Origin of the sequence: Caballeronia sordidicola, from assembly GCF_002220365.1 — a bacterium.
GTDB classification, from domain to species: Bacteria; Pseudomonadota; Gammaproteobacteria; order Burkholderiales; family Burkholderiaceae; genus Caballeronia; species Caballeronia sordidicola_C.
In genome coordinates, this window is sequence record NZ_MTHB01000198.1 from 1 (window position 1) to 14,995 (window position 14,995).

Genomic DNA, 14,995 nt, shown 5'->3' on the forward strand with positions numbered 1-14,995 from the left:
TTCAACGGCAACACTCACAGACGATTCCTCGATTCAGATAAGGGCGACTACTGCCTACCATCACTTCTTCGCAACGCGTCGACATGGCCGTGGGCACACCATGCCCTGCCGACGGCCATGTCCGAGCGTATTGGCCCTGCACAGCGTTCAAGGTTTCGCTTCGCCGGCCTGCGCTGCGCGCAGCCCCCCTTGACCCTGTTCCGGGCCTCAATGCATCGGCTCGACGTCGGCCATCGGCTTACGAAGAATCTGATCGGAAACAGCGGAGGCCACTATGGTACTGGATGTCAAGTTCCACTCAAAACGTCATTGGGCCCTGAATCCAGGCCGCCGTATGATCAGCGACTCCAAGCGCAACCTGTTTTATACACGTCCTTCGCCCGACGGAACGCGCATGTTGTTCGGCTCGCGGCCATCGTTTCGTGAAGTCGGCGAACGCGAGGCGGCGCGAATCCTGCACAAGAAAATGGTGCAGCTCTGGCCCGCTTTACGCGACGTGCGTATCACGCATGCATGGAAGGGATACGTTGCGATGACCGGCGACAAGCTCGCGCATATAGGCGAGCGCGACGGCGTGTTTTACGCGCTCGGCTGCAACGGCAACGGCGTCGCTTTGATGAGTTACCTCGGGCAGCGCATTGCAAGAACACTATTAAGCCTCGATGCCGCGCCCGGCGCATTCGGCGAAGGTCCGTTCCCGCTCAGTCCGGGCGGCATGGCGCGCAGCCTGAGCGTGCCGATAGGCACCGCGCTGTATCAGCTGGACGATTGCTGGAACGGACGCGTGCGCGGCGCGTTGTCCTGACGCCTGGTGGTCGCAGTAGTGACGCTGTATCGACCCGTCGTATTTTCAATTCATCGCTGGTTTTCCTGGAGCAACATCATGCGGTTTCGACACTTTCTCAGCCTCGTTTCTATCGTCGCTTCCTTCTCGTTGATGGCCGCCACCAGCGCCCATGCCGACGACCTCGGCACGCTTGCGCCGGGCAAGCTGATGGCAGGCGTGGACGCCAACAACAAGCCCTATTCCTACATCGATAACGGCAAGATGACCGGCTTCGACGTGGAGTTGCTACGCGCGGTTGGCGCGAAGCTGGGATTGAGCGTCGACTTCCGCGCGCAGGACTTCAGCGGCTTGCTGCCAAGCGTGTCGAACCAGCAAATCGATCTTGCCGCCGGATCGATCTCGATCACGACCGACCGTCTCAAGATGGTCGATTTCTCCGAGGGTTATCTAACTGGGCTGCTTAGCGTGGCGACCCTTCCCAATAGCCCGATCACAAGCGACAAGGCGTCGGTCAAGGACAAGCGGATTGGCGTGGTGCAAGGTACGATTGAAGACACGTATTCCGCCAGCTACTTGCCGGGCGCTCAGATCGTGCGTTTCCCTAACGTGAACGCAGGCTTTCTCTCCCTGAGCTCAAAATATATCGATGGTTTATTCATCGATAAATCGCTCGTCGACGGTCTGCAAAGCAAGTATCCGCAATTGAACATTGCCGACCGGCTGGATATTTCGGCGATCAACCTGCCGGCCGGTTTTCCGATACGCAAAGGCAACGCCAAGCTTGAGGCTGCCGTCAACAAGACGCTTAACGAGCTTGTCGCCGACGGCACCTGGATGAAGCTCTACACGCAGTTCCATCCCGGTTATCCCAAGCCCGCCAGCCTGCCGCCGTACGAGATGAAAACCGGTAGCTGAACTTGTCACCGACATGATCCGGAGAGCGCCATGAACGCATTCCTGCAGAACTTCCTCGACTGGCAGTTGCTCACGGGATCGCTGCCTTCGCTGCTCGAAACCGGCTTGGTCAACACGCTCGTGCTGTCGCTGTTTTCGACCCTGCTCGGGATTATCGCGGGCATGGTGCTGGCGTTGATGGCGGTGTCGCATATGCGCTGGCTCGAAGTGCCGGCGCGTGTATTCGTGGAGGTCTTCCGCGGTCTGCCGGCCGCGCTCGTGATCCTGCTCGTGGGGCAAGGACTTGCGCCTGTCGGGCTGGCGATCTTCGGCCCGAATCCGTATCCGCTTGCCATCGTGGCGCTCGGGCTGATTTCATCGGCGTATATAGCGGAGATTTTTCGCTCGGGCATTCAAAGCGTAGGCAAGGGGCAGCTCTCCGCGTGTCAGGCGCTCGGCATGACATACTGGAGCGCCATGCGTCATGTGATCGTGCCGCAAGGCATTCGGCGCATTCTGCCCGCGCTGGCAAACCAGTTCATTTCGATCGTGAAGGACTCAAGCCTCGTTTATTTTCTCGGCCTGCTGACTTCGCAACGCGACCTGTTCACCATTGGACAGAACACGTCGGTGAACGTAGCAAACCTTTCGCCGCTGGTCGCCGCCGGGCTCGTGTACTTGCTGATTACCGTGCCGCTCACGCACGCGATCAATCATATCGACCGCTGGACCAACCGGCATTCAAATCCGCGTTACGGCGGCGCAAGCACGGCTACCACGCGCAAGCAGCTCAAGCGTCAGGCTGCCGCGCGTGCGGGCATGGCCGAACAACACAACTAAAGGCAGGGGAATAACAACGTTATGGGACCACCAGTCGAGACCGTCACCGACGACACCACCTTGCCGGACGAAGTGGATGTCGTGGTGGTCGGTGGCGGGATTATTGGCGTGAGTACCGCGCTGTATCTAAGCGATAAAGGCCTGCGCGTGGCGGTATGCGAGAAAGGCTATATAGCGGGCGAACAATCCAGCCGCAACTGGGGTTGGGTACGTGTCACGCATCGCGACATGCGCGAGTTCGAACTGAGTATGGAAAGCCTGAAGCTGTGGCGCACGCTCGACCAGAGGCTTGGCATCGATACCGGTTTCAAGCAATGCGGCATCCTGTACATGGCCAACGATGACGCGAAAATGGAGGGGCATCGCGTATGGCTTGAAAAGGCGCGCGCATTAGCGGGGAAAGATGCATTCGATACCCGTGAAGTCGATCCCAAGACCGTCGCCGGTTTGCTGCCGGGTGCGACGAAGGCGTTCAAGGGCGGCCTGTACACGCCCGGCGACGGCCGCGCCGAACCGCAGAAAGCCGCACCGGCCATTGCAAATGCGCTGCGCAAACGCGGCGTGAAAATACTCACGCCCTGCGCGGTGCGCGGTGTGGAGACAAGTGCGGGACGCGTCAGCGCGGTGGTGACCGAGCTAGGAACAATCCGCTGCAAGAGCGTCGTGGTCGCGGGCGGCGCGTGGTCGCGGCTCTTCTGCGGGAATCTGGATATCAACGTGCCGCAGTTGATGGTGAAGGCTTCAGTGTTGCGGACATCGCCTATGGAAGGCGGTCCCTCGGTGAGCGCCAGCAACAAGGAGTTCTCGTTCCGCAAGCGCATGGACGGCGGTTATACGATCGCATTCGGCTTTCGTACCTACTCGGATATCACGCCTGACAGCTTCCGCTTGTTTCCTCAATATATCCCCGCGCTCAAGAGTCAGATGGGCGCGTTACGGATTGGATTGGGCGCGCGTTTCTTCGATGAACTGCGTCGGCCGCGTCATTGGGCGCTCGATCAGCGGACCGCCTTCGAGGAAACTCGCACGCTCGACCCCGAGCCTATATCTGCCTATACCGATGCCGGCCTGCGTGAATTCATAAAGGTCTTTCCGCATCTGAGCGGTGCGCGCATCGCGCAGCGCTGGGCCGGTCTCATGGACGTGACGCCTGATGCCATTCCCGTGATATCGGGCGTTGAAAGCGTGCCGGGGCTTTTCATTAGCACGGGGTTTTCGGGGCATGGGTTTGGCATCGGTCCGGCCGCTGGGAAGCTGATGGCGGACCTGGTCACCAACGACACACCGCTCGTCGATCCGCACATGTTCCGGCTCAGCCGTTTCAGTGACGGCACGAAGATCGTTATCGATGCAGGCTTTTGAGCAAGGATTCGGACCATGGACAAGGTAGCGATGATTTCCGGCGCGAATCGCGGCATCGGCCTGGCGGTGGCGACGGAATTGCACCGGCGGGGTTATCGGCTGTCGCTAGGGATGCGTGACCCTTCGTCGGCGAACCTCCCTTTCGATGCATTCACGTTTTCCTATGAAGCACGCGATCCGCTCAGCGGGAAACGCTGGGTCGACGCGACCGTCGAGCATTTTGGCCGCATTGATGTGCTGATCAACAACGCGGGAATCTGCACGCACATCACGCTTGAGGACGGCACCGACGAGCTTCTGGAGGAAACGCTCGATATCAACGTGAAGGCGCCCTTCCGCCTGATCCAGGCCGCGTTGCCGCATCTGCGCAAACCCGGCGACGCACGCGTCGTGCAGATTGCTTCGCTATCGGGAAAGCGCGTGAAGAACCTGAACGCGGGTTACCAGATGTCGAAGCATGCAGTGATCGCGTTGAATCATGCCGTGCGGCGAGCCGGATGGGACGACGGCATTCGCGCGACCGCGATTTGCCCCGGCTTCGTGAATACCGACATGGCGGCGGCCATAGCCGACCTCGAACCGCAGGCGATGACCCAGCCCGAGGATCTGGCCTTGCTCATAGCGAACACCATCGCGATGCCGAATACCGCGAGCGTCGCGGAGATCCTGGTGAATTGCCGGCACGAGGACTTGTTCTAGCCTCTGAAGACGGCAGCCGGCCAGTCGCGCTCACTCGATTGGCTAACAAGGATCGTCGACCATCGGCTCGGTACTTGGCTCGGGTACACTCATATCCCAGCCACACGCGCCGCACTAGCATGGACAGCCAGCTTCTGGTCATCTGCGGGCTTACATTTGTAATCCACGTGATTGCAACATTGGCCTATGCCGTGCGAATCGCAGGTGTTCGCACGGGCCGCATCGCTGTGTCGTTTTCCCTTTTTGGGATTATTGCGCTGGTTTCCCGGACAGCTAATTCCTTTCAAGGGCCGTTCATCGCGAAACGGGTCGAACTAGATATTGCGCATCATTTGGGCAGCGGATTGCTCAACGATTTTCGGTTGCTCCTGCTGACTGCCACAGTGGCAAGCATTGCGGGATCGTTCCTGATTCCCACGTTCCAGCGTTACTTCAGTCGCGCGGTCGATCACTTCCAGGCAAACCGCTCTATTCCTCGTCTGCTCCTGCACGTCTTTAGTCGTGCCGGTCTTAGTTACATTCGCACGGGCGCGCGGCTTCCTTCTCGACACAACGTTACGCAACTGGCCGCAAGCGCCGGCGTATCCTGGACAGTGATCGGACTGAACATTGTCGCAATGGCGATCTGGACGGTTGGGGTGTTCGCATCGCTGTATGCGGGATACTTGAAGCCCGAGTTGCGAGTGACATGCGCGAATCTGTCGTCGGTCATCAACGGCTTTGCGACCGTCGTACTGGCGGTCATCATCGACCCGCAAGTTTCAGTGATGACTGACGACGTCATCGAAGGCAGGATTTCGGAAAACAGCTTTCGACGGGCGATCACGACGCTCGCGGGCGCGCGCGTTCTCGGTACGCTGTGCGCGCAGGCAGTGCTCGTTCCGGCGGCAATCGTCATTGTGCACGTAGCTGAACTCATTTAGCACGGCGAAAGAGATGCGCGACGCCAATTGGATTGAACTGGACCGTCTTGTCGAAGATGCAATGAAGTGCTGGGCCATTCCCGGCCTTGCCATCGCCGGTTACATCGTCGCGGGCATGGTCGCTGAGCGACTAAGCGGGCAGAGTTGGGAACAGTTCACCACGCAGCGCCTTTTGTCGCCTCTGGGCTTCAGGAAATTCGGATTCTCGACTGACACATTGGTATCGGCGGCCAATTTCGCGCGTCCGCATGTTCGGGAAGGGCGGCATGCCCGTCGAACGAGAGTGTGGCCGATGCACGCGACACCTGCCGGCGGCATCCACACCTGCGCGGCGGATATGGCCCGTTGGCTGCGGTTGCTGATATTGCGAGGACGCGTCGACGGTGCGCAAATCATTTCGCAAACGGCAGTGACCGCGATGATGACGCCGCACATCGACGCGGATGACTCGGGATTTCCGGAGATCGGTAGAAACCGATATGGATATGGACTGACGTGCCAGCTTTATCGTGGCGAGCGCACTGTGTCACACACCGGTTCGCTGCCCGGTTGGGGTTCGCTGCTCAGCGTGATGCCGGACCGTGAGATTGGTGTTGTCGTGCTGACGAACCGCGATCCCTGTCCCGTTCGCGAATTGATCACGTACGCGGTGTTCGATCGATTGTGCTCGCTCTCGCCGATCGACTGGTTCGAGATATTTCACGCGAGACGGCAGAGCACTTTAGAAAAAGAAGAGGCTGACGCACGGCGTTTTGGCATCAACGGGATTGTGGTTCCGTATCCAGACGAGCTTCTCAAGCACTTCACCGGCGTATATAGCAATTCAGCTTATGGCACGATTTCGATCACTCACCATACATCCGGCATGCGTTGGAGTTGGCGGGGCCTGAAAGGACGGCTGGTATATCGTGGTGAAAGCTCGTTGCAGTTGAAAGAGGATGACGAGGCTCGCTTGTCCGACCTGGTTTTCACGTTCGGCCAAAATGCAGACGGTGTCGTTACCAAACTGAGATCGCCATTGGAACCGGCGGTTTCGGATATCGTCTTCCGACTTCAATTGGACGCTTGATGAGCGTCTTAGGTTGTGCACGACGACCGTAGCGAGTCGGGTACGGCTGATCGTCCGTAGGGCCGAGGTCGGCCCAACAGCGGACCTTCGACGCCGCGATGAAGATCGTGAACAATTTGATCTATCCCCACCGTCTGCTGGCATGGCCCAACCGAACATCAGTCCGGTGACAGAACTGCAACTTCAAACCGACCGGTTTCTACTTTAGAAAAACCTCTCCTGTCTGATGCGCGTGCGATCTTCGATGCTTATGCGCAGGATGACCAAGCATCCTTCTGATCGTTCTGAAGCGTTGATCGTGGACGCCAGCAGGCCCGACCGCTTCGCCCTCTGTGAGCCGACCAAAACGACATCCATGACAAAGACGAATGTCCATTGACGCCTCGGTGTACCGTGTGTCACATTATGAATATGACACCATTCGATTACAAACCGCAATCGGGTCAGTCGATATTCGACGCCGTGGTCTTTGCCGCCAAGCGCGCTTTCATCAGCGGTGACTACCTGCCTGGGCAGGAGTTTCCGTCGGTCAGGGCGCTGGCGGCGGACCTGAAAATTCACCCAAACACAGCCCACAAAATCATCCAGCGCCTGATCCACGAGGGTTGGCTGGAGGCGCGGCCGGGGATTGGAACAATCGTTTGTGAGCCGCCCCAGGCGCGCCCGGGCGAAAAAGCGCAGTTGCTAGGGCACGAAGTCGAGGCACTGGTGGTTGGCGCGCGTCGCGTCGGCCTGACGCAGGCGGAGTTGCTCAGCGCCATCATTGAGCGTTGGAACCAGATCGACAAAGCGAGGGGGAATACAAAATGATCATTGAGGCCCGGAATATCGAGAAGCGCTTCGGCGGGTATAAGGCGCTCAGCGGCCTGAGTTTTTCGGTCGCGCAGGGGAACGTCTATGCGCTGATTGGCGCCAATGGCGCCGGTAAAACGACCACGATCAAGATGATGATGAACATCATGACGCCGACGCGGGGCGATCTCACCTTGATGGGAGCGCCATCACGTAAGCTCACAAGCCACCACCTTAGCCAGATCGGCTACGTCTCGGAGAGCCAGGTGCTTCCTGGGCAAATGGCCGTGGGTGCCTATCTCGATTACCTGAGACCGTTCTATTCGAATTGGGACGAAGCGCTCGAAAAGACCATGTTGAGGCGGTTCAAGCTGCCGATGGAGCGTAAAATCCGCGCCCTTTCACAGGGTATGCGTATCAAGGTCGCGCTTGTTGCCGCCCTGGCCTTCAAACCAAAGTTGCTGGTGCTCGATGAGCCATTCAGCGGCCTGGACCCGCTGGTACGCGACGACCTGATCGAAAGCGTGCTGAGCCATGCTGAAGACCTCACTATCTTCATCTCATCGCATGAACTGAACGAAATCCAGGGTTTCGTTAGCAACGTCGGTTTTCTCAACCAGGGTCGCCTGCTGTTCGAAAATTCGATAGAGGTCCTGAACGCGCGCGTCCGCAAGATTCGCGTCACGTTGCAATCGACGGCCCGTCCTCCCGATACTTGGCCCGGAGCGTGGATCGATCCCGGCACCTCGGGCAATGTTCTAAGTTTTGTGCATACGGCGTTCGCTGAAGACCGGCTGGCATCTGAGATCGCCGCCGTATTCGGCGGCGTCAAATTCGTTCAGGCCGAGCCGATGGACTTAAGGTCGATATTTACTACGTTCGCGCGGGTCCAACAAATGAACGGGGGATGATATGTGGCTGCATATTTTGAAAAAAGATCTGAAATTGCACTGGCCGTACGTAGCAGCCGTGTTGGCGCTGAAAGTCGCGGCGGTCTGGATGATCCAGAAAATGGGCATCTTCGCCGAGCCACCGCAATGGCTGTTGTTACACGCGTTCATCGATCTGGCGTTCGCTGTTGTGGCAGGCTTTGCCATCATTGTGGTCGTACAGAGCGACCCCGTTGTGTCGAACAATGACGACTGGCTGATCCGGCCGATCCGTCGAAGCGACCTCGCGCTAGATAAAATTGCTTTCGCCGCCCTCGTGACCTTATTGCCGACGTTTGTGTTCGACCTTGGCGTCGGCCTGATGCATGGCCTGGATGCGCTGCCGGCGATCGGTGCGTCGGCCTATACGGCGCTGGTCATATTCATTGGTGTGTAGGTCTGCCCGCATTAGCCGTCGGCACGATCACCGCTAGCTGGCCGCAGGCCGCAGGCATCGTTTTCGCGGTCGTTCTAGCATGGATTGGCGGTTTCATTGTGACCAATGGCGAGATGGCTGACCTCGGTAACTGGCCTGTCCAACTGGCGCTCCTGGCTATCCTTGTCATTGCGGGCGCACTCATCCTTGGCCTGCAATACGGCCGCCGGAACACGGCGACTTCGCGTGGCGTCTTCGCCGTGGCAACAATTTGTGCGATGGCGGTGCTCTTCACGCCGAGAATAGCCGGCTACCTGATCCAACGCGTCAATGGCAACGTGGCGACGACCAGCCCGATCCGCCTGTCGTTCGATGACCAGTCCAAGGCCGATGTGATCGGCAAGGCCCAGCAGTTCATGGGCTCTGTCATCTACGTTCCGCTTAAGGTGGCGGTCGACCCGAACCGTATAGTCACCATCAATAACGTCATCCTTAGTATTGCCAGTGACGACGGCAAACCGTTATTTCTCGACACCATATCGCTCGCGTCGGGCCATCCGCTTCGTCAGGTCAGCAACGTCCTTGGTGGCATCTTCGACGGCGCAAGCAATGGCCACAAGTCGAACTATCAAGCGGTCAATCTGCCGAGTGACGTATTCGCGAAATTCAAGAACACGCCGGGACGGTTGTCTCTGATCTATCTACTGAGCTCCTATGCGCCAGCCGCAACCATTAAAGCCACGCTGCCCTTCGGCGTCCCGCAAAAGGTTGCCGGTTTCGGCGTATGCGAAACACGGCTCAATCCCGTCAATGACCAGGTCGTCGACCTCTATTGTTTTCCAGCCACGAATAGCTCAAAGTGCATCGCAGCAACGGTGCTCGATCCCGCCGGCGCTTCGATCGGCGCGCCGCAAACAAGATGTTCGACGACATCTACGCAGTGGGGCCTCAATACGGCGGCTCTGACCGGCCCTGGCCAGTTGGTGGTGGAACTCCCCGCGGCGAACGGCGCCGGTATTCGGCCGCTTGCCCTTACGACCTATAAGGTAGCGAGTCATTTCACCCAGACAGTTGTCCTTCCCCGGGTGAGGCTTACGGATTTGACGGGCTCTGCCGGGTCGTGATGACACATGTGCGGATCATACCGCCGGAAAAACGAACGGTTTTTTGTGGAAGGTCCAGAACCTGTTCAGCTTCGCGGGAACGCCAGAAGGCCTTTGCGACACACAGCATCAGGCAGCATTCTCTGCCGCAAGTTTTTCTGGCGGAGTAGTCCGATGATCTGTTCGGTTATGTCAGACTGTCGAAACCGGACCGGTCGCAAAGCGTGATGTCGCAGAGAGACGCGTTGCTCGCCACCCGCGTCGCACTGGAGCGCATCAATATGCCAGAGGTTTTTGGCGAGTGAATGGCTGCTTTCAAGCAACGCGATGGACCGCTCAGGGTCGCGTGGTGCCGAGCGCAGCCGTGCAGGGCTCAAGCAAGTGTGCCAATCGCATGAGGCAGTACCCGGCCAGGAGCGTCCATCGCCGCGATGACTCCCGACGCAGTGAAGGTGTCCGCGGTAAAGGAACGCCAACGCCTTCTCAGACAGGCGTCCAAATCCTCATCGCGTTAGATAGAAGTCCAAGGGGATAAGCTCGACGGCCCATCCGCCTTCTTCGCCCAGTGTGGCAGCCGGGTGCATGGACGCGATGCGTAACGCCTCGTCAAGGCTGTCCGCCTCGATGATGAATAGACCGCCCACGACTTCCTTCGACTCGGTGTAAGGCCCATCGGTGATGCGCGTCTGTCCAGTGCGCGGGCGAAGCGTCCTCCACTTGTCCAGATCGCCAAGGGAGGCGGAAATCAGAACCTTGCCGGTAGCGCGCATCTTCTCGTCCAATGCCGGGCACTGGCCCACCAATTCCTTGATTTCGTCTGGCGCCATCGCGGCGAATTTTTCGGGGGAGAAGTAGGCCAGGCCGAGGTATTTCATGGTAAATCCTTTGAATGGGGTTCACTAACGACGAATGTGATGATCGGAAATCGACAATGATCTGGCTAGTTTGTAGCGGGTCTCACCAGCCTGTCGGCTTCGGGTCCCCTCCTGCCCTACGTAGACGGACGGATGGGGAAAGACTTCAAGATTCGAGAGGACGGGGTTTGGCCACTTTCGGTCACTCGACTCCTACGCGTACATTGTTAACAATCGACATAACATAAGAGTTCGGGAGCCTACAAATGTCCAACATCGATTTACGTCGTGCTATCGAGCAGGACTGGGACTTCGTAGCACTTGTCACCGAAGCGTGCATGCGTAACTACGTCGAACAAGCGTGGGGGCAATGGCGACCGGATAGTCCCGACGATTTCAACGCGGGCATCCATCAGATCATCCGGTGTAACGGCGACGATATCGGATGCGTCGCGTTAGTCGATGAGACTGCTGTCGTGGTCTTGAAGACGCTTTACATTTTGCCTGCTCATCAGAATCGCGGCATTGGCACGGCGTTGATGCAGCGGATTATCGAACGCGCAGATGCCGGCAAAAAGTCAATTCAACTGCGCGTTCTCCGCGTCAATCCTGCTCGACGCTTCTACGAGCGACATGGCTTCGTGGTTACTCATTCCACCGCCGAGCGACATTTGATGACCCGTTCGCCCCTTGAGTCAGCGTAGCTGTGACTACGCGATTGTTGGAGCAGGAAAACGCCCAAGCGAACCTCAGCGTTCGGCCACGTGCAGACGATCTACAACCAGCAACCACTGAATGATGACGCGCAACCCGGATTTCATGCTCCGCCTTCGTGAAGCACTAGCCGCCTCATGGGACAAGCGGACCGCATATTTAGAGGTTGAGCATGCGGGGAATCCTGCATTGGGCCAGTGCTATCCAACGTCCAGAGTGGTACAGCACTATTACCCCGGAACCGAAATCATTAAAGGAGATGTCTGGACAGGGGAGACGACAGAGGTTCACTTCTGGAATGGGCTTCGTATCGGCAACGACTTGTACCACATTGATCTAAGCTGGCAGCAGTTCCCAGCAGGTTCAATTATTCAGGGATTCGTAATCGTCGATCGTCAAGAACTGAATGATAGTGAAACGACGATCCGACGCTGCGCGTTGTTGCTGAACCGGGTTGTTGAGTATCTAACGGCCTGCCGCTTCCGTCCCATATCTCCATCAGCCTGATTGGATAGCCAATGTCAGAGGCGTCAGACCGTAGCGCACCATCGCGAATGACCGGTATCTGAGCCGCCAAGTGTCCCTTGCGGGTCGATCACCGGCAGTCGCGAACGGCCGAGTCCTCGCAGAAAAGCGGTGGCCACGCAGCTTATCGTGGTGGGATACGCGCAATACCGCAGGTACGAACTCGAGCCGTACCGGGGAATTCCGTCACCGTCCCTGCGTACCCACTTGAACCGTGCGACGCGCGTCCAGATTTTGCTGACGCAGCGCCTCGGTTGTTTCGCCGGAACCGTCCGCGCGCCAGCCCGGCGGCAGCATCACGTAACGGATCGCAGTCCACACTGCTGCCCGCCGACACGACATCACGGGCGAGGCTGACCCAGTGTTCGAATTCGACGACCAGCGGATTGCGCGAGCGCGTGGGTGTAGTGAGACCATAGCGGCACGGCTCATCAGCGCGTTCTTCGACATACGTACCGAACATGCGGTCGAATATGACGAGTACGCCGCCAAAGTTCGCATCAAGATAGTCGGCATTCGATGCATGGTGCACGCGATGCGCGGATGGCGTATTGAACACATATTCAAGCCAGCCGAGTCTCGGGGTCCACGTGTTATGCAACCAAAATTGATAAAGCAGATTGAAACTCAGCGTCGCCAGCACGATTTCCGGACGCACACCAAGCCACACGAGGGGTGCGAAAAACATCGCCGAGCCAGTCAGCTTGCCGGTTAGGCCAAGCCGGTAAGCAGACGAAAGCGTCAGTTGATTCGGCGAGTGGTGAACCGCATGCGTTGCCCAGAAAAAGCGAATACGGTGCGACGCGCGGTGGTACCAGTAGTAGCAGAACTCCTGGCCGATAAAGAGCAGGAACACCATCAGCGCGCTGTTGAGCGTGACGGTGAAGATCCGATGATCCCAGGCAAGCGCGAAAATCGGGGTGGCGAGCGAAAGCGGCAGCAACGCGAGCAGCTTGCGACCGGCCACATCGGCCAGCGAAATCCACACTTCATGCCAGTCGAAAGGCATCGCGCTATTGCGCTGTTTGCGGGTGAGCACACATGCCTCGATCAGCGAGACGGCGATGACGAACAACGTAGCGCAAAGAGCGATTTTTCCAGTGGTAACCATGATGGACAGATAACCGGTTGAGATTGGACGCGTCGTTTTGCGGGAAAAGGCTGCTATCGCGTCGGATGAAGCTAATGTAGTGTTCGGTCCGGTTAAAAACCATGCGTAAACTATGTCGCCAGATGTCGCGGAATTCCGCCTCTGACGGGCAAGCCGCGGTGCAGGGTCGGCGCTGGCGGCTCGCCGCGGCGATGGGCTGCGAGAGGCCAACGGTCAGGCGGCGGTTTCCAATTGCGTGCTCCACTGACAGGCAAGGTCCGGCCAACTACAGCCATTCGCTTTCGCGCTCGGACGGCCATTCAAGAGGCAGCTTCGCTCAGAGAACGGACCTTCGTACTTGGATTATGCCGGTCGGGTCGTCGGCTGAAGCCGTCACAGGGGTTGGTTTAGCCGCCTCCACGCTGCAAAAAGTCCGCCAACGGTGGCGTTAAAGTGGGGCCAGAGGTTTTTAGCTTACTACTAGGCAGTTGACCTGCAAGCAAGTCGGTCTCTGTCACTTCGACATTTCCCGTTGACCGGAAAGCCTTGCCCAGCAAGGAATGTTCAATATCTGTTCAGAATTTTTTCAAAATACCGCCCGCTCGGGCGTCTTTGTTAGATAGGCCCTTTCAGGTTTGCCGGTGCTTCCTCTGCGTCGCGCCGTCCACGTTGTGGGTGGGCGCGTTGGCGATCGCGACGCCGTATGAGCTAGTGTTGCTTGCATACTCAGATGCCCACTCCAGGGAAGAATCTACGGAGCTGAAAATGGCTATTCCACTCGATCCAGGCGCTGGCGGCATGAGTATCGACTTTTCGGCTCTGCAAAACGCGGACTTTATTGTCTCGACACAGGGCGGCGCAACTTCCGCAGTGATCCGCCTCGGTACGCTTTCACACGTGAGCCATGTGGCGTTGTACGTGGGCTACGGCCAAATCGTAGAAGCTATTGGAAAGGGCGTTTCACTAAATCAATTGTCCGACGCACTGATGGATGATCGCCTGGCTGTCGCGTATCGCTATCCGGACCTTGACGCCACCGACGCCCTGAAAATCCGTGATTTTGTCGGCTTACAGCTTGATAAGGGCTATAACTATGCCGCTATCGCATCGCAGGCTTGCTTGATAACCGGACTCATCGTTTGTATAGGAGCCGATCTCGTGGCACGAAAGCAGGACAGATTCATCTGTTCTCAACTTGTGCTAGCCGCATACGAAAGCGTTGGCATAAAGCTGACCAAGACTAGGTTGACCAAGTCTCGGCCTGGGGATATACCACATCTTCAATTGGAAGGGACTCTGAACTACGTTGGGCACTTAAAAGCGTAGTGGTAGTACCTTCGCCCATCAGCTTTGCAGCGGGCGGCTAACCCGCTGTGTCGAAATCATCCGTTGCTAACGATGGCGCCTTCGCCCGGCACGCTACCTCGATTTCGCCGTGCGAACCTGACTCCTCGGATTCATGCAGTTGATATTCTCACTTTCATCGGCTCTAGTCCGCGCGAATTGGCGTACAAGTCGGCGATCGCATCGGTCATATGGCCTATGAGTGCCTTCGCGTCGACGGTCCCCTGTTCCATGTAGGCCGCTTGCTCAAGTTGCGGATTTCGTGGAAGGTCGGAGCTGCGTCGTTAGTGATGTCCGCCAGTTCTCGAGCGACCTTGACCTTCTCGGTGATCGTTTTCAACTTGATCGCCCCACCTTTCGGAGCATTGACGTTGGGCCGGATGTGATGAATCAGGTATTTGCTGACGATTCCCGTCGACCGGCATTTGGCAATCACATCGGCAAGGGACGTGCCGAGCACATCCATTCGTAGCTCGAGGGGAATGGCGATTTTCACACCTGCCTTCCGCGTCAGTACCGCGTAGCCGTCCTTTTGGAACATGCGTTTCCAGGGCGCGATTGTCGACCGGTCCTGACCTGAAATGAGCGCAAGCAACGTGGCGTTCTGGAGCCAGAGTGCCGCCTCCGGAGCCTTCTCGTAGATCGACTGGAACTGACCGTTGCACCTTGGGGGCTGCCGTTGAGCTTGAGTTGG

At 57.9% G+C, this 14,995-nt stretch carries 15 protein-coding genes and 2 pseudogenes; 14 read left to right on the top strand and 3 right to left on the bottom strand.

The features are described 5' to 3' along the window. Positions 1-313: 313 nt before the first annotated feature. The 11 genes and pseudogenes from BSU04_RS27795 to BSU04_RS27845 form a co-directional block, all read left to right on the top strand. A pseudogene (locus BSU04_RS27795) lies at positions 314-805 on the top strand (NAD(P)/FAD-dependent oxidoreductase); the annotation flags it as partial. Positions 806-883: 78 nt separating this feature from the next. After that, entirely contained in the window at positions 884-1,702 is an 819-nt protein-coding gene (locus BSU04_RS27800) for an ABC transporter substrate-binding protein (protein ID WP_089163586.1), read from the top strand. A 30-nt stretch (positions 1,703-1,732) separates the two neighbouring features. Next, the gene (locus BSU04_RS27805) at positions 1,733-2,521 is read left to right on the top strand and encodes an amino acid ABC transporter permease (protein WP_089163587.1); all 789 of its coding nucleotides are present in this window, start codon (positions 1,733-1,735) and stop codon (positions 2,519-2,521) included. A 21-nt stretch (positions 2,522-2,542) separates the two neighbouring features. Next, positions 2,543-3,883 carry an NAD(P)/FAD-dependent oxidoreductase gene (locus BSU04_RS27810; protein WP_089163588.1) on the top strand — a complete coding sequence of 447 codons (1,341 nt, stop codon included), beginning with the start codon at positions 2,543-2,545 and terminating at the stop codon, positions 3,881-3,883. Positions 3,884-3,898: 15 nt separating this feature from the next. Continuing rightward, positions 3,899-4,582, top strand: a complete 684-nt coding sequence (locus BSU04_RS27815) for an SDR family NAD(P)-dependent oxidoreductase (protein WP_089163589.1) — start codon at positions 3,899-3,901, stop codon at positions 4,580-4,582. A 119-nt stretch (positions 4,583-4,701) separates the two neighbouring features. Continuing rightward, complete coding sequence (locus BSU04_RS27820; RefSeq protein WP_089163590.1) at positions 4,702-5,505, top strand: lipid II flippase Amj family protein; 804 nt, start codon at positions 4,702-4,704, stop codon at positions 5,503-5,505. A gap of 13 nt (positions 5,506-5,518) precedes the next feature. Further along, complete coding sequence (locus BSU04_RS27825; protein ID WP_089163591.1) at positions 5,519-6,574, top strand: serine hydrolase domain-containing protein; 1,056 nt, start codon at positions 5,519-5,521, stop codon at positions 6,572-6,574. Between the two features lie 405 nt (positions 6,575-6,979). After that, positions 6,980-7,384: a GntR family transcriptional regulator gene (locus BSU04_RS27830; protein ID WP_089163592.1), complete on the top strand. Its 405-nt coding sequence runs from the start codon at positions 6,980-6,982 to the stop codon at positions 7,382-7,384. After that, a complete protein-coding gene (locus BSU04_RS27835) occupies positions 7,381-8,277 on the top strand; it encodes an ABC transporter ATP-binding protein (protein ID WP_089163593.1) in 897 nt (298 codons plus the stop codon). Before BSU04_RS27830 ends, BSU04_RS27835 begins: the two co-directional genes overlap by 4 nt. A 61-nt stretch (positions 8,278-8,338) precedes the next feature. Further along, positions 8,339-8,692: a hypothetical protein gene (locus tag BSU04_RS27840; RefSeq protein ID WP_144021373.1), complete on the top strand. Its 354-nt coding sequence runs from the start codon at positions 8,339-8,341 to the stop codon at positions 8,690-8,692. Between the two features lie 113 nt (positions 8,693-8,805). Further along, positions 8,806-9,795, top strand: coding sequence for a hypothetical protein (locus BSU04_RS27845; protein ID WP_089163595.1), 990 nt, complete (start codon positions 8,806-8,808; stop codon positions 9,793-9,795). Between the two features lie 482 nt (positions 9,796-10,277). On the opposite strand, the gene BSU04_RS27850 is transcribed toward BSU04_RS27845, so the two are convergent. After that, positions 10,278-10,649 carry a YciI family protein gene (locus tag BSU04_RS27850; RefSeq protein ID WP_089163596.1) on the bottom strand — a complete coding sequence of 124 codons (372 nt, stop codon included), beginning with the start codon at positions 10,647-10,649 and terminating at the stop codon, positions 10,278-10,280. Positions 10,650-10,894: 245 nt separating this feature from the next. Here BSU04_RS27850 and BSU04_RS27855 point away from each other — a divergent pair, with 245 nt between their 5' ends. Further along, positions 10,895-11,332 (top strand): GNAT family N-acetyltransferase, encoded by a 438-nt coding sequence (locus BSU04_RS27855; RefSeq protein ID WP_089163597.1) that lies wholly within the window; start codon positions 10,895-10,897, stop codon positions 11,330-11,332. A 91-nt stretch (positions 11,333-11,423) separates the two neighbouring features. Continuing rightward, complete coding sequence (locus BSU04_RS27860) at positions 11,424-11,849, top strand: YunG family protein (protein ID WP_089163598.1); 426 nt, start codon at positions 11,424-11,426, stop codon at positions 11,847-11,849. 204 nt (positions 11,850-12,053) lie between these two features. Here the strand turns inward: BSU04_RS27860 and BSU04_RS27865 are convergent. Continuing rightward, positions 12,054-12,978 (bottom strand): annotated as a pseudogene (locus BSU04_RS27865) (sterol desaturase family protein). Positions 12,979-13,722: 744 nt separating this feature from the next. On the opposite strand from BSU04_RS27865, the gene BSU04_RS27870 reads away from it, so the two are divergent. Beyond that, the gene (locus BSU04_RS27870; RefSeq protein ID WP_089163599.1) at positions 13,723-14,283 is read left to right on the top strand and encodes a hypothetical protein; all 561 of its coding nucleotides are present in this window, start codon (positions 13,723-13,725) and stop codon (positions 14,281-14,283) included. Between the two features lie 214 nt (positions 14,284-14,497). On the opposite strand, the gene BSU04_RS27875 is transcribed toward BSU04_RS27870, so the two are convergent. Then, positions 14,498-14,842, bottom strand: a complete 345-nt coding sequence (locus BSU04_RS27875) for a hypothetical protein (protein WP_144021374.1) — start codon at positions 14,840-14,842, stop codon at positions 14,498-14,500. Positions 14,843-14,995 lie beyond the last annotated feature (153 nt).